14 protein-coding genes and 1 tRNA gene are annotated in these 17903 nt (G+C 53.3%); 7 read left to right on the top strand and 8 right to left on the bottom strand.

Annotated features, from left to right (window positions below; all coding sequences use genetic code 11):
* Positions 1-19 precede the first annotated feature (19 nt).
* A complete protein-coding gene (locus tag H6F91_RS19545; RefSeq protein ID WP_190772608.1) occupies positions 20-1303 on the top strand; it encodes an ABC transporter substrate-binding protein in 1284 nt (427 codons plus the stop codon).
* A 122-nt stretch (positions 1304-1425) separates the two neighbouring features.
* On the opposite strand, the gene H6F91_RS19540 is transcribed toward H6F91_RS19545, so the two are convergent.
* The 5 genes from H6F91_RS19540 to H6F91_RS19520 all read right to left on the bottom strand — a co-directional run bounded on the left by H6F91_RS19540 (position 1426) and on the right by H6F91_RS19520 (position 6694).
* The gene (locus H6F91_RS19540) at positions 1426-2454 is read right to left on the bottom strand and encodes an ABC transporter permease (RefSeq protein ID WP_190772609.1); all 1029 of its coding nucleotides are present in this window, start codon (positions 2452-2454) and stop codon (positions 1426-1428) included.
* Entirely contained in the window at positions 2454-4106 is a 1653-nt protein-coding gene (locus tag H6F91_RS19535) for an ABC transporter substrate-binding protein (protein WP_199307929.1), read from the bottom strand. The genes H6F91_RS19540 and H6F91_RS19535 overlap by 1 nt, the downstream gene beginning before the upstream one ends.
* Before the next feature lie 543 nt (positions 4107-4649).
* Positions 4650-5024 carry an urease subunit beta gene (locus H6F91_RS19530; RefSeq protein ID WP_190772610.1) on the bottom strand — a complete coding sequence of 125 codons (375 nt, stop codon included), beginning with the start codon at positions 5022-5024 and terminating at the stop codon, positions 4650-4652.
* Positions 5025-5069: 45 nt separating this feature from the next.
* Positions 5070-5372 (bottom strand): urease subunit gamma, encoded by a 303-nt coding sequence (gene ureA / locus H6F91_RS19525; protein ID WP_190772611.1) that lies wholly within the window; start codon positions 5370-5372, stop codon positions 5070-5072.
* Positions 5363-6694, bottom strand: coding sequence for a Na+/H+ antiporter NhaC family protein (locus H6F91_RS19520; RefSeq protein WP_190772612.1), 1332 nt, complete (start codon positions 6692-6694; stop codon positions 5363-5365). The genes ureA and H6F91_RS19520 overlap by 10 nt, the downstream gene beginning before the upstream one ends.
* Positions 6695-6883: 189 nt before the next feature.
* Between H6F91_RS19520 and H6F91_RS19515 the strand changes: the two genes are divergently transcribed.
* Positions 6884-7819 carry a LysR family transcriptional regulator gene (locus H6F91_RS19515; protein WP_190772613.1) on the top strand — a complete coding sequence of 312 codons (936 nt, stop codon included), beginning with the start codon at positions 6884-6886 and terminating at the stop codon, positions 7817-7819.
* 208 nt (positions 7820-8027) lie between these two features.
* On the opposite strand, the gene H6F91_RS19510 is transcribed toward H6F91_RS19515, so the two are convergent.
* The 3 genes from H6F91_RS19510 to H6F91_RS19500 form a co-directional block, all read right to left on the bottom strand.
* Entirely contained in the window at positions 8028-9719 is a 1692-nt protein-coding gene (locus H6F91_RS19510; protein WP_242035878.1) for a GMC family oxidoreductase, read from the bottom strand.
* An 83-nt stretch (positions 9720-9802) separates the two neighbouring features.
* Positions 9803-10459 carry a glutathione S-transferase family protein gene (locus tag H6F91_RS19505; protein WP_190772614.1) on the bottom strand — a complete coding sequence of 219 codons (657 nt, stop codon included), beginning with the start codon at positions 10457-10459 and terminating at the stop codon, positions 9803-9805.
* A 225-nt stretch (positions 10460-10684) separates the two neighbouring features.
* Positions 10685-11257: a hypothetical protein gene (locus tag H6F91_RS19500; protein ID WP_190772615.1), complete on the bottom strand. Its 573-nt coding sequence runs from the start codon at positions 11255-11257 to the stop codon at positions 10685-10687.
* Between the two features lie 608 nt (positions 11258-11865).
* Here H6F91_RS19500 and H6F91_RS19495 point away from each other — a divergent pair.
* From H6F91_RS19495 to H6F91_RS19475, 5 genes are all read left to right on the top strand, one after another.
* On the top strand, positions 11866-13692 hold the full coding sequence (locus tag H6F91_RS19495) for an ABC transporter substrate-binding protein (RefSeq protein WP_242035877.1): 1827 nt from the start codon (positions 11866-11868) through the stop codon (positions 13690-13692).
* 198 nt (positions 13693-13890) lie between these two features.
* Positions 13891-14616, top strand: coding sequence for an orotidine-5'-phosphate decarboxylase (gene pyrF / locus H6F91_RS19490; protein ID WP_190771513.1), 726 nt, complete (start codon positions 13891-13893; stop codon positions 14614-14616).
* A 40-nt stretch (positions 14617-14656) separates the two neighbouring features.
* Positions 14657-15223: a hypothetical protein gene (locus H6F91_RS19485; RefSeq protein WP_190771514.1), complete on the top strand. Its 567-nt coding sequence runs from the start codon at positions 14657-14659 to the stop codon at positions 15221-15223.
* Positions 15224-15770: 547 nt separating this feature from the next.
* Positions 15771-17327, top strand: coding sequence for a BamA/TamA family outer membrane protein (locus H6F91_RS19480; RefSeq protein WP_190771515.1), 1557 nt, complete (start codon positions 15771-15773; stop codon positions 17325-17327).
* 176 nt (positions 17328-17503) lie between these two features.
* A tRNA-Met gene (locus tag H6F91_RS19475) sits at positions 17504-17576 on the top strand.
* Positions 17577-17903: the final 327 nt, after the last annotated feature.

Here is a 17903-nt window from a genome sequence, read left to right as displayed (position 1 = left end):
ACGCTACGGCTCAACGATTATGTTCGCACTCACTCGTCGTTTGTTGATTATTTGCCTGGTGACATTACTGGGCCTCACAGGATGCCAAAACCCTCGGGCTAAAGAATCGGATGTGATCCACCTGACCTTGTGGCAAGGGGTCAACCCGCCTCCCAACCGGGATGTGTTGCAGCGGTTAGTCGATCGCTTTAACCAGGAGCATCCTGATATTCAGGTGGAATCTCTTTACGTGGGGCAGTCAGATCAACAGACGCCAAAGGTGCTGGCGGCGATCGTTGGTAATGCCACTCCTGACCTACTCTGGTTTGCCCCTATGTTTACAGGGCAATTGGTCGAGTTAGAGGCTATCCGCCCTTTAGAGGATTGGCTCACCGAGAGTGGGCTGAAGGAGCAGATTGGACCCGCTTTATTTGAGTCTATGACCTGGGAGGGGCATATCTGGTCCATTCCCTTCGGTACGAACAATGTGGGCATATTCTATCGACCCACTCTGTTTGAGGCAGCGGGTATTCGTGAGGTGCCACATACCTGGGAAGAACTGCGGGCCGTTGCAAAACAACTCACAGACCCAAGCAAAGACCAGCATGGGATGCTACTACCGTTGGGGAAAGGAGAATGGTCGGTTTTCACCTGGCTTCCCTTCATGTGGAGCGGAGGTGGTGAGCTGACGGAGGCCAACCCATCGGAACCGGGTGCAGAACCTAAAGTGACATTGAATAATGTGGGGGCGATCGCCGCTCTTCACCTCTGGCAAGACTTGATTTCGGATGGCTCCGTCGTCCTCTCTGGTCCGGAGCGTGGCTACGAGGTGGATGGTTTTCTGGCTGGAAAGGTCGCCATGCAACTCACGGGCCCCTGGACGTTGGGTCAGCTACAGGCTACTGGGGTCGATTTTGCCGTCATGCCTATCCCCGAAGGTGCCCGTCGCGCTACCAGCACGGGTGGCGAAAACTTATTCCTGCTCAAATCCACTCCAGAACGGGAGAAGGCCGCTCAAACTTTCATGGCTTATGTGCTGAGTGAGGACTTTCAAACTCAATGGGCGATCGAAACAGGATATTTACCTGTGAATGTGCGATCGCGCGAAAGCCAAGCCTATAAAGATTTCATGGCGAAACAAGCGGCTGTCGACGTGTTCTTGGAACAAGCGGAGTACGGGCGATCGCGCCCCATTTTCCCCGGATACAATCGCATCTCGGATAGTTTGGGACGGGCGATCGAAGCAGTCGTTCTGGGTAAGGCTACTCCAGAAGAAGCTTTAGAGGATTCCCAACGCCGTTTGGATTTGGCTTTAGGGCAATAGTAGACTTCCTGCGTGAATCATTGTGTGGCGAAACCGCACAACGCACGTCCTGAAAAATTGATTCATGCAGGAGGTCTAGTGGTGAGTCAGGTAATGGTGTGCTTACACACGATTCATCTGGATTAATAGCGAATGCGAGGATCAACCCAGGCGTTGAGGATGTCAATCAGAATGGAGGCGACCGCCACAATCACCCCAAAGAACACCATAATTCCCTGCACGACTGGATAGTCTCGCGTATCGATAGCCTGGTAAAGCCGATTGGCTAATCCTGGCCAGTTAAACGTAACTTCCGTGAGAATTGCACCGCCCAGAAGCGAGGCGATCGTCAAACCCAACACTGTAATCAGCGGAATTAGAGCATTTTTAAGGGCATGGGCAAAGACAATTCGTCGTTCGGGAATACCTCGCGCACGGGCTGCTTCTACATAATCCGAGCGTAAGGTTTGCTTCAGGTTAACCCGCACGATTCGCTCAAAGATACCGCTGAGCAGAATGCCCAGCGTGAGGCTGGGTAGAACCAGGTGATAGAGCGATGTGAAAAAGGCATCAGGGCGGCCTTGCAGTACGCTATCTAACAGATACAGTCCTGTTGGCCCTTGAGGCGGAGTCATGCTGATGGGAAACCGGGTGCCAATGGGAAACCAACGCAACTGCACCGCAAACAGAAGTTGCAGCAGCATCCCAAACCAGTACATCGGCACGGCGTAGGTAATGATGCCAAACAACCGTCCCCCCGCATCCAGGGGTGTATTAGGCCGCGAAGCCGCAAGCGAGCCAATCAGTACGCCGACAGTGACTGAAACCACCATGCTAATGAGCGTTAACTCCAAGGTGGCGGGGAAATAATTGCGAATGATATTCACTACAGATTGCCCCTGAGTAGTCAGGGACGTACCCAGATCTAAGTGGAGCAGTTTCCACAAATAGGTCAGGTATTGCGTCCACAGGGGAGCGTTCAGGCCCAGCCGCTCTCGCAGGGCTTCTTTCGCGGCATCGGGGGCGCGCGCACCCAGTAGTGAATCGACGGGATCCCCCGGTGTTGCCCGCAGCAGCATGAAGACGACCGTGGCGATAATCCACAGCATCAGCGGGGCCAGAAGCAACCGCGACAGAATGTAATAGCGCAGAGCGCTGGAACGAGAGGACATTACTTCTGAATCTGCCAGAGCAAGAACAGTTGAGTGGGTTCGATGGCTACGTTATTCACACCGGACTGAGCAAAGACGAAATCCTTGTCCTGCCACAGGGGAATGTAGGGAACATCCGCCACCACCAGGTCTTGAAGTTCCTCAAACATCTTATTCCGGGCTTGCGGGTCGCGCTCGGCACGCTGATCTTTCACCAGTTGGTTGGCTTGTTCACTGTAGTAGAAGGAGCCGTTCCCCTGGCTGGCCCCTTTTGTACAGAGTTTTTCGGGGGAGCCTTCATCGCAGGTGACGAAGGGCTGCATGAAGTTATCGGCGTCGTAAAAGTCGGGATACCAGTTGAGCAACACGGTTTGATAGAGGCCGCTATCCACTCCTTTGGAGAGGGTTGCCCGTTCCGCACTTTGAACGCTAACAGTGACCAATCCAGGGAGGGCCGCTTCGATGGATTCCTTCAAGGTGTTGGCAACGATGGAGCGGGTTGTGGAGGCTGAGGGATACCAGATTTCAAATGTGAAGGGTTTGGATTCGGAGTAGCCCGCTTCGGCCAGCAGTTGTTTTGCCAGGTCGAAGTTGCCATCACCATAGGCTTCTTTAAAGCCGGGTTTGTAGATGTCGAAGCTGGTGGGAATCAGGCTATAGAGCGGTGCGGCCTGATTTTGGAAGACGCGATTGTTGATCAGGTTGCGATCGATCATGGCGGCGATCGCCTTCCGTATCGTCAGATCATTGGTCGGCTCGATCTTCTGATTCAGGGTCATGTAGTTGACCACATTGCTACCCGCTTCAATTACCTGCCAGCCGCCCTGTTGAGATTCTCGCTGCAAGCTGGCAACCTGGTCGGGGTCGAGGGTTTGATAGGCGACATCAACGCCCTTGGTTTTGAAGGTGTTGTAGAGGTTCGCGGGGCTGGCAAAGATTTGGATGTCGATGCCCTGATTGGCGGGTTTATCACCCCAGTAGTTTTCGTTCACATCCAGCTTGATGAAGTCGGAACCCAGAGACGCTAGTTTGTAGGGGCCGCTACCGACGAAGGTTTCGGGTTGGAAACTACCTTCAGCAATTTTGTAGGACTTGGGAGAAACGGGGGTGACGCCCCAGAAGGAGAGGACTGAGGGGAACGCCGAAAAGGGGTATTTGAGTTTGAGGGTCAGTTCGTATTCGCCGCTGGCGGTTACAGAGTCAACCAGATCGCTCAGCAGGAAGGAGGGGCCGCCGCCGTTGGTCATGAAGCGATCGATGGAGAATTTCATCACTTCGGCGTTGAAGGGGGTGCCGTCGTGAAGGGTGACGCCTTGCCGCAGGGGAATTTTGTAGGTGAGGCCGTCATCGCTGACGGTGGGCATTTCGGTGGCGAGTTGGGGGGTTAGCTCGGTGGTGCCGGGTTTGTAGGTGTAGAGGCGATCGCCCATGTTGTACATGAGGATGCCGGTGAAGATGGTGTAAGCATCGGCGGGGTCGAGGGTTTCTACTTTTTGGGTTGTGCCCATTGTGATTCGCCCTCCGGTGGTTTGAGCGGCTGGGCTGTTACCCTGTGAGGCGGTGTCTTGGGAGGAGCCGCAGCCGACGATGAGTGCAATACACAATCCGCACAAGCCGACAAATTGGAAGAACCGGCGCCATTGGCGAAGCGAAAAGCCCAACATTTGCGTCATAAGGAGATTAAAGAATTCTAAATGGCGAACCCATTCAGAACTTTATAACGTTTTGGTTGCATGTTGGAAACCCTGCTTGAGGGCGCGTCGCCCCTCAAACTCCCCGACTGGAGGACGGGGTGCCGTCCCCCAGACCCCCTGGCACAAGGAGTTATTGGTGGGAGGTGAATGTGGCGCTTCGCATCGGTGGGTTTTAAATTAGGTTTATGCGCTTGTTTGAAGCGATCGCCCTGAGCCCATACCCCCGGTCCCTCTCCCAGAAGAGGGGAGATCAAGCCGGAAAACCTTTTTAACAACCATTGAGCTGTTTTTCTCCGATCCCCCCTCTCCCAGGAGAGGGGGTTAGGGGGTGTGGGTTAGCCGTTCTTAACCCAGCAACCCCTTCATATGGACATTGGAAAAATAGGGCTTCAGGATTTGGTGCAGGATCTAAGGAGATTTCTGCATAAGAATTTACCCGTGATATTGGTGCTTTGCCTGCTTCGCGGGCAAAGCACCAATATCACGGAGGTAATTTTATTGCTGGAAATCCCCTAAGACAGGCTACTTTTTCTTCTTCTTATCTTTCTTTTTGTCGCTTTTTTCAGTTTTCTCTTCAGCTTTGGGTTTGCCGTCGAGGAAGCCGTTTATCAGGCCGTTGAGGCCGTAAACTTCGCGGGTGCCGACGAGGGTGACGAGGGTGACTTCTTTTTCGTCGCCGGGTTCGAAGCGGACGGCGGTTCCGGCGGGGATGTCGAGGCGCATGCCGCGAGCCTGGTCGCGATCGAAGGAGAGGGCTTTGTTGACTTCGAAGAAGTGGAAGTGGGAACCGACCTGGATGGGGCGATCGCCCGTGTTTGCAACGGTCAACGTGACGGTTTCTCGCCCTGCGTTCAGTTCAATCTCGCCGGGCTCCACAAACAATTCGCCTGGAATCATCGCCTTACTCCTTACATCACATCATTAATGTGGCGGGAAAATTCATTAACGGATGGGGTCGTGTACAGTGACCAGTTTCGTTCCATCGGGGAAGGTGGCCTCGACCTGGACTTCGTGGATCATCTCGGGAATGCCTTCCATGACGTCGTCTCGGGTCAAGAGAGTCGTGCCATGGGTCATCAGTTCAGATACAGTGCGTCCCTCTCGTGCCCCTTCCAAAATGGCAGCGGAAATGTAAGCGACGGATTCAGGGTAGTTGAGTTTCAGTCCTTTTTCTTTGCGGCGTTCAGCTAGGAGCGCAGCAGTAAAAATTAGAAGTTTGTCTTTTTCCTGGGGAGTCAGTTGCATAGTTGTGGTTTCGACGGAGTCGCTAACTGACTATAGAGCCAGTTGGCCAGCGGAAGTAAATAGAGGTAGCACGCGTAGGGAATGAAGCCAGCATCTGTACTCAACACAGTGGCGGGCACCAGCCCCGCAATATTCCAGGGAATTAACGGCGAGATTACAACTACTGTATTTTCCAGGTCAAGGGCTAGAGCTGCATTCCCTGTTGGGCTTTCTTTATATTTCGAGCGCATGAGTTGTTCAGTAAGCAGGATCGCAATGGTCTGGGTGCAGCCAAATGCTGCTGTCCCAACGCCCACCAAGCCAGTCGTCAGGAAGCGGTTACGAGTTCCCGTACGCCGCATCAAAGGTTCCTGAATCGACTCCAGCATTCGGGTTCCGGCAAACAAGCCCACAAAAGCGGTGGAAATCATCACCACCAGGGAAACTTTTGCCATGGATAGCATCCCGCCTCCCAGCAGTAAAGCATCCAGCGAGGTGCCTGTTTCCAGATGAAAGCCCAGGCAGAGGAACTGTAATAGTTGTAGAGGGGAGTGATGTTGGTAGAAAAGGGCGATCGCGATCGCCACTCCCGTACTCAGCAACATCGATCGCTTCACCTCCACCTGGGCCACTGACAAGCCCAAAATCAGCAGCGCAGGCAATAGCAACAACGGCTGAATATGAAATACTCGGTCTAGATCCTGGGGGAGGGACGGGGTGGTTAGATGAATGGGGTGTTGTAGGGATAGTGCCAGGTAGATCAGTGACGATACCAGCAGAGATACTCCAGAGGTGCGCCACATGCGCTTCAGGTTGCCGTAAAGATTCGTGCGGGTAATGGTGGCGATGAGCAGGGCACTGGAGGACATGGGAGAGCAGCGATCGCCTACATAGGCTCCCGCAATTACTGCCCCTGCCAACAGATGCGGGTTTAAATCACTGCCCTGGGCCATCGTCATCAATGCCAGGCCGATGGTGCCGACTGTCCCGAAGGAGGTGCCGATCAACAAGGACACCCCACTGGTGAGCCAAAAAGCCATCAGCAGAAAGGTGTGGGGATGAATCCATTGCAAGCCGTAGTAAACCAACGCTGGCACCGTTCCTGCTGCCATCCAACTGGCGATCACCAGACCAATCAACAACAACACACTCAGCACCGGAAAGGCCCGCTGAATCCCCTCCACGCCAAATCGAAACAGTGTCTTTAGGGCAAAACCCCGATGCCAACAAAGCCCGACAAAAATTGCCAGAGCCACCCCCAACGGATAGGCAATAAAAACTCCCTTAAGGGAACTAAACAGCAGCAAAAGAAAGGAGAGAATCAGGGCAAGCAGCAGATCCATCGCAGCCTTCCAGGGATTCAGGATATAAATGTCAGCCTAGACTGCCTGCTCCGTTGAATCAAAATAATCGATAGATACGTCCCATCGAATTCCTCGATAGCCACAAACTGGGGGACGAGGTGTAGGGTATAGGAACCTCATCCACTCCTGCCCATCCACTCATCTGCCCCTTTTCTCTGTCTCCTGCCTATGAGTGCCGAAACTCGCATCAAAATCTCCCAACTCCGTGCCTTCATCACCGTGGCCCAACACGGTAACTTTAGTGAAGCCGCTCTGGATCTGGGCTTGTCGCAATCGACCGTGAGTTATGCGATCGCCGCCCTCGAAGAAGAACTGGGGGTCGTTCTGTTGAACCGGGGGCGTCACGGTGCAGCGCTGACTCCCTGCGGTCAGGAGATTTTGCCGGAAGCTCAGCAGATGATGAGGTTGGTGGAGACGATTCATCATAAGGCCAACCGCAATCGTGGCTTACAGGGAGGTGAAGTGCGCATCGCGACCCCTCGCAGTGTGGCGACTCATTTGCTGCCGAAGGTTATCGCGCAGTTTCGCGATCGCTTCCCTGAGGTCAGCATTTCCATTACCGAGTATCCCTACTACACCACCGTCACCGAGGCAGTACGAGAGGGCCAGGCCGACATCGGCTTTACGCTATTGCCCATTGAGGATGGTCTGGAAACTCAAACGGTTTTTCAGGATGAATTCGTCGTGCTCCTCCCTCCGGGCACCCTTAGAGGCGACGAAGAACTGACCTGGCAACGCTTGGGCCAAATGTCTCTGATTATGACCCCGGTGGCTCCTCCCCACCGCCATGCGCGCACGATTCTAGAGCACATTTCTCGCTTCGGGCAGAAACCGACGATTGCCTACGAAGTGCAGCAAGACTCTACAGTGATCAGCATGGTGCATCAAGGTTTAGGCGCTTCGGTTATGGCTCGCCTGGCGGCTGAACCTATACCATCTGATATTCAAGTGAGGAGTTTGCCAGAGCCGTTGTCGCGGGCGATCGCGATCGTCACGGCCGAAGGTGCCCTGCTATCCCAAGGAACGTTTGCATTTCTCGACCAGTTACGGGTAGCCCTGCCTACCTGGCAAGCATCGCCAATACAAACCCTTTCACCTTCCTAAAAAACAAGACTTACGCAGTTACAGCGCTTTACGCTTAAAATCTGGTTTTTTGTGAGAGCCGCGCACCGCACGGCTCTCACAAAAAACCAGATTTTAAGCGCTTGGAAAAACGCATTGATGTTGTGTGGTGTGCGTCGCACACCACACAACATCAATGCTGAACTCAAAACACCCGGTGTCTGTCATCTACAAAACCCTTTCCCTCCAATTACGCCTTGCTATTGCGCACGGCATACTCACAGGCACGCGCCGTAATCGCCATCTCTGTCAGCGTTGGATTCTGCCAACCTGCTGAAGGCCAGCAGGCCCCATCTACTACCAACAAATTGGAGGACTCCCAGCACTGGTTATAGGGATTTAGCACCGAGTTTTGAGGAGACGTTCCCATTCGCGCCCCACCCAACTCATGCACATAAAAGCCGGGAGGGGTACCCGTCATCGACTTATCCTCAATCCAGCGTAAGGGCGCACCCATCAGGGGGGCCCGGAACAACTCCGGCAATTCTAAGCACTGCCCGCCCGCCTTGTCCACCAGCGTCTCAATCTGTTCCAGCATGTGAACCCGCATCCGGTGTTCGTTATCGGTCCACGACACATCGATGTGAGGCACCGGAATCCCCCAGGCATCCACCATGCGACCATCCAGGCGCACCCGGTTGTCGTACTGCGGCAACACCTCCCCATGTCCCACCAGGAAGCCGATCGCCTGATTCCCCACTCGACTCACAAGGCCAGGAATGGCCACTCGCTGAATCCCGCCCCACAATCCATAGCCTCGCAAAAACGATTCCTGCTGAGAGCCGAGATTGCTGAAGCGCGGTACAAAGAAGCTGTCACAACCTGATAAATCGAACGCATGGGCAGGTTGCTGAAACTCGGGCAGGGTGAAGAAGCGCATGGTGGAAATGTGGTCGGTCACATAGCGCCCCAGCAGGCCGGATTCGTTGGCTAAACCCCCTGTTTGATACTGCTCGGTCGAGTGCAATAGAATCCGCACCGATTCCAACGTGGAAGCACACAGCACAACAAGACGAGCCTGCACCTCATGGGCCGTGTGAAGGGTGCGATGGATGTATCCCACTCCTCGCGCTTGCCGCGTATTCGGATCAAACACAACGTGGCTGACCACGGCATCGGGTTGTATCGTTACCTTTCCTGTTTGCAACGCGGCTTTCAAAGACGAGCCCAGGCTAGAGGAGCGGGGCCAAATATTTTCTGGGGTGGGGCGATGGAGGCCAAAACCGCGAGACACGATGAGGGCGCGATCGCCCCCCTGCTCCACGACATCCTTAAAATAAAGTTCTGCTGGCGTCAGTGAAGCAGGAGCCGCATAAGGGCCATCCGGCAACTGCGGCAGACTATCCCGTGCCCCTTTCACTTCAAAAAAACGCTCCAGACGCTCGTAGTAAGGAGCCAGTTCATCATGGGACAGCGGCCAGTCCTCGCCAAATCCATCCTGGCTGGCAGATTTGAATTCATAATCCGACAGACGAAGCGTGATGCCGCCCCAGGTCAGGCTGCGACCTCCCACCTGTCGCCCCCGAATCCAGGAGAAGGGGCGATCGCCCGGTGTTGTATAAGGGTTCTCTTTTTCGTTAACAAACAGGGTTGGATTTGCTTTCCAGTAGCCTGGATGCAATGCCTGGTAAGACTGCTGCCGAGTTGCCAGGTTTTGAGCCCGCAGTACGCTATCTCGGACAATATTGGGCACCGCCACATCAGGAGTGCGCTGTGGCCCCGCGTCTAATACGAGAACCGTTAAACCGCGTTCGCTCAATTCCTTGGCGGCTACCCCTCCGGTCGCCCCGGCACCCACCACAATGGCATCGTATTCAGGAGAGGACATAGGATTCATGGATAGTGGCGATCGCCTGCTGACTAACAATGTGAAATCTGCCATGGCTCAAAACCATCGCTCAATCACTAGTCAGCCATTATCCTATGGATGCGACATCCTGCAACGATTGGGCAGGCGGTTTGGGATTAACCCACCTCTTCACCAGGAATCGTTTCGACTTCAGCGTTAGCAGCCTGCACCCAGGCTTCGATGTCGCGATCGCCCTGTACAGTCTCTGCATAGGTCTGCTCGACCGTACCCAGGGAAACGCCATAGGTGACGAAGCGAAAGACGACGGGAGCATAAAAGGCATCGGCAATGGAAAAAGCGCCAAAGAGCCAGGGGCCTGTGCTGCCGTATTGCTCCCGACATTCGCGCCAGAGGGTGGTGACGCGGGTAATATCCTGTTCCAGAGCGGGAGTGCTGGAAACATGGCGATCGCGTGCCCGAATATTCATCGGTAGCGATTGCCGCAGGGTCGCGAAGCCGGAATGCATCTCAGCGGTGATAGAGCGGGCGATCGCTCGGGTCTGTGGGTTTTCGGGCCAGAGGGTATGGTTGGCGTGGGTTTCATTGAGGTACTCGGCGATCGCTAGAGAATCCCAAATCAATAGATCTCCATCTCGCAAAACCGGGACTCGACGGCTGGGCGAGTAGGTTTCGATATTAGCTTCAAACTCGGGAGTGTCCAGAGGAATGCGCTTCTCCTCAAAATCCAAACCTGCTTTTCGGGCGACCAACCAGGCTCGTAGCGACCAGGACGAGTAATTCTTGTTGCCAATGACCAACAGCGGTTTCACCATATCCTTATCCTTCGTCGCGTTCGTTAGGACAGGAGCGCTTGGGATCTAGTGCTCTCACTCGCTCCTGTCCTAATTGCTGAAAGGGTCATTTTTTCGTGCGCGAAGCGCACGAAAAAATGACTTTAAAACAGACACTAAAGCATGAAAAGGTTGTAATTTTCTGGCCGCTGGATACGGAAAGCAACCTTTTCAAAAAATCCCAGAACAAACCAATTCTGCAACTTCTTAACGGCTGCTAGGGAGTAGAGGTTTTACTAGCAAGAACCCTGCGCCGAAAGCTGTCGCAATAATGCCAATAACAATGAGCCAGAGCCAGAGCCCGTTGATGTCACGGGAACTGGAACCCTGGCTGGGAGTGAATGCGGGAATAGGCTGACTTGTCAGCAAAGGATTGGTGCTGTCGTCCGAATCAGGCAGATAGGACGAGGAGGATGCGGGTGATGTTGCTGCTCGATGGGGTCGAATTTGGGCTGCCAGAGCTTCAGCCTGAGTCCGGGCTGCATCAGAGGGAAAGCTTTGCAGAACATTACCCGCTGGAACCGTTCCGCCTGGCATGTATTGCTGCAACGTCAGCGCTGTCTGTACCAGCCGCTCCATGTCTTGCCGCATCTGTTGATTTTGCTGTGTTAGCTGCTGGTTTTGACCATGGAGGGAATCCAGCATCGCTTTGGTGGCTTGTAACTCCGCCGCCAACTCTCGATAGACCTTGAGAGGAACCGTTGCAGCACCCGAGGCATTCTGATTAGGGCCACCAATAGGATTGGTAGGCAGGGAGTTGGAACCCGAAGATGGTTTCATTCTGAGATGTTGAAGGTAAGTCTGCTTTGATGCCTACAAATATAGGTCTGAACGGCAAAAACGGGGATATCTTTTCAAAGCATTGTTATAAATTTTGTCTTCTAGTTCGGTGTTTTTCAGCACTTCCCATTTCGAGCTTTAGAGGCGAGAGTTCGTGCCCATCGGGCACTCTCTCGCCTCTAAAGCTCGAAAACCAATTGTTCCATGCAAGTCGTTTCTAGGCTTGATGCCAGCAATTCTCATTTTGAAATCAGGCCCGAGAACCGCGCGCCTTTGGCGCGCGGTTCTCGGGCATCAAAGCCAAGAGTTCACGCCCGTAGGGCGTGAACTCTTGGCTTTGATGCCCATACTGAGAATTGCTGGCTTGATGCCCAGAAGGATAATTTTCTGTGCAACATGACAGAAAATTATCCTTCTGGACTTTCGTTGGAGAGGGGAGAGGAGTCATGGACGGTTCCGTGCACCATAACCCAACAACACAGCTAGGATCTGCTTGAAAGGGATGTTTTTCGTGCAGGAAGTACACGAAAAACATCCCTTTCAGCCAGCTTTAAAACCCGGTTAGAAGACCGCCAGGTGGATTACAGTGAAGGCAGATTCGATTTGGGATGGTCAAGGCCGTTATGGGTAACGAGATGAACGAGATGGAGCAGGGCTGGTTGTGGAGATGGCGAGGCCGCCTATCTTCCCTTCTAGCCCTGCTTTTGGTGGTGCTGGTGGTTGCCTTACAAGGGTGCAGCTCTGCCCTACTTCAGAAGGAATCTGCCCACATTCCGCGTCTGGTTAGCAGCGACCTGAGCGATCCCAAAACCTTCAACAGCGTTATGAGCCAAGAAGCCAACGCAGCTCTGGGTCTGATGTATGAGGGGCTGGTCTTCCAGAATGGCATTACCGGAGAGCTGGAGCCGGGGATTGCAGAATCCTGGGAAGTTTCTGAGGATCAGCAGCGCATTGTCTTCACGCTGCGCCCGGATGTGCGCTGGTCGGATGGAGAGCCCTTGACCGTAGACGATGTCGTCTTCAGTTTTAACGATCTCTATTTCAACGAAAAAATTCCCAGTGGGGAGCGCGATATTCTACGGATTGGTGCCAAGGGTGTGTTTCCCCGGGTGACAAAGGTGGGCGATCGCCAGGTCGAGTTTTACGCCCCTGAACCTTTTGCCCCTCTACTCCGCTACGGCGGAGGCATCCCAATCCTGCCCAAGCACGCTCTGGAACAGTACGTCAAAACCACGGATGAGAAAGGTAATCCCAAATTCCTCTCTATCTGGGGCACCGAAACTCCTCCTGAGCAAATCGTTTCCAATGGGGTTTTTCGTTTGGCCCGCTATCAACCGGGGGAACGTACCATCCTGGAACGCAACCCCTATTACTGGCGAAAAGATGGTTCAGGTAACTCCCAACCCTATATTGAACGGTTTGTGTTGCAAATTGTCGAATCCCTTGATACCAGCCTGGTTCAGTTTCGATCTGGGGGTTTGGATGTCCTATCAGTTCCCGCCAATTACTTTGCTCTGGTGAAGCGAGAGGAAAAACGGGGTAACTTTACCGTCTATAACGGTGGGCCTGCCCTCACGACGACATTTCTAACCTTTAACCTCAATCGGGGCAGCCGCAACGGTAAACCTCTGGTGAATCCAATTAAATCGCGCTGGTTTAATACGCTGGAGTTTCGGCGGGCGATCGCCCACGCCATTGATCGTCCCAGCATGATCAACAGCATCTACCAGGGGCTTGGCGAACCTCAAGACTCGCCCATTTACAAGCAAAGCCCCTATTACTTATCCCCCGAACAGGGGTTGCCAGTGTACGACTATGATCCCGAGAAGGCGAAAGCTCTTTTACAGGAAGCCGGGTTTAAGTACACCCCGAAAGGGCAATTACAGGATGCAGAGGGTAACCCAGTGCGCTTCACCCTGATTACTAACGCGGGTAACAAGATCCGCGAAGCAATGGGAGCCCAGATTAAGCAGGATCTAGCCAAGATCGGTATTACAGTGGACTTTCAACCGATCGCGTTTAATACTCTGGTCGCCAAACTGTCAGATTCACTGGATTGGGAAGCCCACATTCTTGGCTTTGTCGGCGGAAGCGGTGTCGAACCCGATGGCGGGCGTAACGTTTGGGCCGTCAATGGTACCCTCCATGCCTTTAACCAGGATGCCACGGGCGGAGACCCGCTCGAAAACCGCGTGGTTGATGATTGGGAACAACAAATCAACGATCTGTACGTGCAGGGTAGCCAGCAGTTGGATGAAGCAAAGCGCCGGGAAATTTACGCCGAAACCCAACGTTTAGCTCAGGAATATTTGCCTTTTATCCATCTGGTTAACCCTCTCTCACTATCGGCTGTGCGCAATGACATCGAAGGCGTTAAGTTCTCAGCTCTGGGCGGTTCTCTATGGAACGTGTACGAGTTAAAGATTGATCGTTAACAACCTTATGTAGGGTGATTGAATGCACCGTACATAACGTCAATATGATCGTTAGAGAGACTGGATCTTGAATCTAGCCTCTCAAAACATATTCAGAGTATTGATAAACTGGCGATCGCCCCCAATACCCGCATAATAGAGTCTGACCAAATGGAAGGCTTAACAACTCCCTGACTCGTATCCACCGTTTTCTCAAAGATGACCCATACCCTTGCCTTACGCGATCGCATCATCGTTCCCCTCGATGTCCCCAGCGAAGCAGAGGCGATCGCCCTGCTCGATCGCCTTCCTGATGTCAGTTTCTGGAAAGTAGGCCTGGAACTCTTCGTCAGCACTGGCCCCACCCTTCTCACGGAACTTCAGAACCGGGGCAAGCGCATTTTCCTTGACCTCAAATTCCACGACATTCCCAACACCATGGCCGGAGCCTGTCGTGCCGCTGGACGCTATGGTGTAAATTTACTCACCGTCCATGCCACTGCCGGAAAAGCCGCCCTCACTGCTGCGGTAGCGGCCGCTGCTGAAGGAGCCGCCGAAGCCGGATGCAACCCTCCGGCCGTGATTGCCGTCACGGTTCTTACCAGTATCGATTCTCAGGCTCTTGCCTTCGAGTTAAAGGTGCCCCTCGAATTACCCGACTACGCCCTACAAATGGCTCTGTTAGCGCAAACCAGTGGTCTCAGCGGCATCGTCTGCTCACCCAAAGAGGCCAGCCAGATCCGCGATGTATGCGGCGGAGATTTTCTACGGGTATGTCCGGGAGTACGACCTGCATGGGCTGAAGCGGGAGATCAGCGGCGATCGCTCACGCCCTCTGCCGCTTTCCAGGCTGGAGCCAGCTATCTGGTCATCGGTCGTCCCATAACAGCAGCCCCTGACCCCGCCGCTGCCTTCGCCCGCATCTGTAATGAATTGGAAGCTTAAATTCCTACCCATACCCATGCCCCTTTTCCCATGGTTCTGGATGCCAAAGACAAAATTTGACCTCTTCATCCATGGGTTGAGGATGGGAATGGCTGTGGGGCTACTAAACGGGATGGCTGGGGTTGCGATCGCCGGCTCATCCCAGTGCTCCAATGACTTAGCAACCCTCATGCCCGCTCTGTTGGATGCCCTACCCAGCTATGCTAATCGGGTGATCCAGCGATCGCGGCTATCGGAGCGCCAGGATGATATTTCTGGCTACATTCTCTTAACCAGTGCCCCCGACTTTGATCCGTTGCCCTTAGAAGGAGAAGGCCCTGACTCGGCTGATTCCCTTGACGGTGATGTGCAGCAAGTCTTCTTTACCACTCTTGAGCGGCAGTACGGTATCAGCGGCTTTCGGCGCATCCAGGCCCATCACTGGCTGTTTATGGTGCCTACCCAGCAAGGCTGGCAGTTGGCCCTCATGCAAACCAGCATTGAAAATTATCCCAGCAGCTATCTTCCCCCCGAGCCCCCTCGAGACAGTAGCAATGGTGTCGTAGCCCAGGCCATTCGTCTCTGGTTACGAGACTGTCAGGCTGGAGCCCTGGTCGTTGATCGTTAATGCAGTAGTCATATCAAACCCGGTTGAAGCGTAATATGCAGTGGTGCGGCACCTTGCGCAGCATGTACTCAGTTTTTTGGGTGTGATGTGTTTCAAATACTGTACTTATAGCAATCAATACTCTGGACAGTTTTTCTGAAACCCTTGATTTTGCGTGCGCGAAGCGCACGCAAAATCAAGGGTTTCAGAAAAACTGTCCGAACTAATGAGCAATGTGTAAGTGCATTAAGTACGGTGGTATGGGGCACGGAGTGCCCCATACCACCGTACTTAATCAATGCGCACAGCACTATATAGCGCTGTGCGCCCTCCTCAAAAACGCCCTTAGTCCAAATTTGAAGCGATATTTAGACAGCAGATAGTGTGTAGTGCCTGGCCACACACTATCTGCTGCCATTAACAGCGCCTTAGATGAATAACTTCTGCATATTCAGTGACATAGGCCAATTCTTCGCATAGATTTGGAGAGATTTTATTCACCTGGGTTTCCGCGTCAGCAGATCAGGGAACCCTCAATTTCAAGTGCGTGAGAGCTAATTAGACGTTCATGAATCAGAAATTTTGTGCATCCCGCTCTAGCTTTTTTTGGCTGACATCCTTAAGTATGGTGGGTCTTGCAGGGATGATCGTGCCTGCCGGTGCCCAGGCTGACCCTCCCCCACAACCAGCAGACCCCATCCCATTACCGCTAACTCTGTCCCTGAATAAACCCACGTTCCCGAAAGCAACATCTCCCACCGACGAGAACTTACTCCCCTCTGCCACGTTCATCAGTTCCACCACCTCTGAAGCAGAATTACCTCATCTGGAGGCTTATCTAGAAACACAACCTTCTGATGCGGCAGGTGATTTGGCACCGGTAACACCGTCGTCAGATGAACTGGCCCAAAGTGGCAGTACCGAGGACTCCCAACCAACTCGCGTTGCTCAGACCTCCGACACCTTTGGTCAACCTGGGCTTCCTGGCGTTTTTCGTGAAGCGCGTGAGGATATTGATTCACCGACCTTCTCGCTGTTCAATTGGCTCGCCCCAACGAGCGCCCTCCGAGGGCCAGAAAGGCGTCGTGTCGTATCGACCTCCATCAAGACAACAGGGTTGGCCCTCGTAGGGAGTTTTGTCACACCCCTTGGTGCCAACACTCACGCAGGTCTTGTGGTAGAAGCCGGGACCAGTATCCTCGCTTTTGACCTGGGGTTTATCAGCGCTACCGAGCAACCTCGCTCTGGGTTTGGCGCAAATATCTTTGGGCAACGTTCCCACCTGGGCACCTACGTCAACGGCGACAACGAGATTGATTTGCCCAACGGAGATACTGCCTGGATCCATCGCTTAGGCGGTGGAGTGGAATATTACCGTCCCTTTGCTGACAACCTTGAAACCGCCATTGGCGTTTCCTACCAGCGCGTCTCTGTGCGAGATGATTTCTTCTCGGACAATATCTTTGCAGAAGACGACGAAGGCAATGCTCTGACCGTTGACTCCGATGGGATCGATGACCTGCTTACCCTCAACTTTGCAGCAACCTACGATACCCGCAACAACTCTGACCTAACGACCAGCGGTAGCCTTGCACGCTTTGGGATCAACCAGGGCTTCAACCTTGGCGAGGAAGACAACGCTTACACCCAAGTGATGGGGTATTACACCCAGTACATTCCCGTGAATTTCTTTGGGTTTGATGAAGGTCCACAGGTTCTCATCCTGAATGTGCAAGGGGGAATAGGCTTAGGGGATGTCCCCTCTTATGAAGGCTTTAATCTGGGCGGTCGTACCTCGGTCCGGGGCTACTCCGGCGGGGAAATTAGCACCGCGGCCAGCTTCTTCCAGGCCACAGCCGAGTATCGCTTCCCTGTAGCCCAATTCCGCTTCCGTGAAGATTCCGTTCGGATGCGTGGTCTTCTATTTGCCGACTATGCCACTGACTTTGGCACGGCTGATCAAGTCATCGGCCAGCCCGCGGAGGCCCGTGATAAACCTGGCGATGGCTTCGGCTTTGGTGTGGGCCTCCATACCACTGTGGGTAATTTCTACAACCGCTTTGAACTCGGCATTGCCGATAGCGGCGATGTCGATGTGATTTTTACCTTTGGCGATCGCTTCTAGTTCCCAGCCCGTACTACAGTTGATTTTTCGTGCCTCTCGGCACGAAAAATCAATCCATAACAAAATCGCAGATTTTTTTTGAAAAAGCGTACACAACGACGCACTCCGTATGGTAATTTAATAAAGCGGTGGCAAGGGCGCCTCAATAAAGAGTCGCTTGACTGCTCCGAAAAAACGGCTCAGTAGCTCAGTGGTTAGAGCAGGGGACTCATAAGCCCAAGGTCGCAGGTTCAAATCCCGCCTGAGCCATCAAGAAAAGTAAAGCCAGATGAGGGTTTCAGCCATTCATCTGGCTCTTTTAATGGGTGTAAAATATCCCAAAATAGACGGCTTTACACCCGAAATTTAGATCAAATTTAGTTCAGTGCTAGACGAGATTAACGTGAAGCGCATTTAAGAATGTGATCACAGACGCATGTAAGTTTGTGATCACATTTCTAAATGCGTATAACGGCTTTCTATTCAACTTGGAGTAGAAGCTCCAGCTTTGTAAAGGTTTCGGTCAAGCTTCTATGGACCGTTTCTGCCCAATATGTTTTTGGGTTGAAAAAGCCTGGTTAAACGTGAGCGATCGCC

This window comes from Leptolyngbya sp. FACHB-8, from assembly GCF_014695575.1.
In the GTDB taxonomy this organism is placed as follows: domain Bacteria; phylum Cyanobacteriota; class Cyanobacteriia; order Elainellales; family Elainellaceae; genus Vacuolonema.
This window is presented reverse-complemented; position numbering and strand designations above follow the sequence as displayed.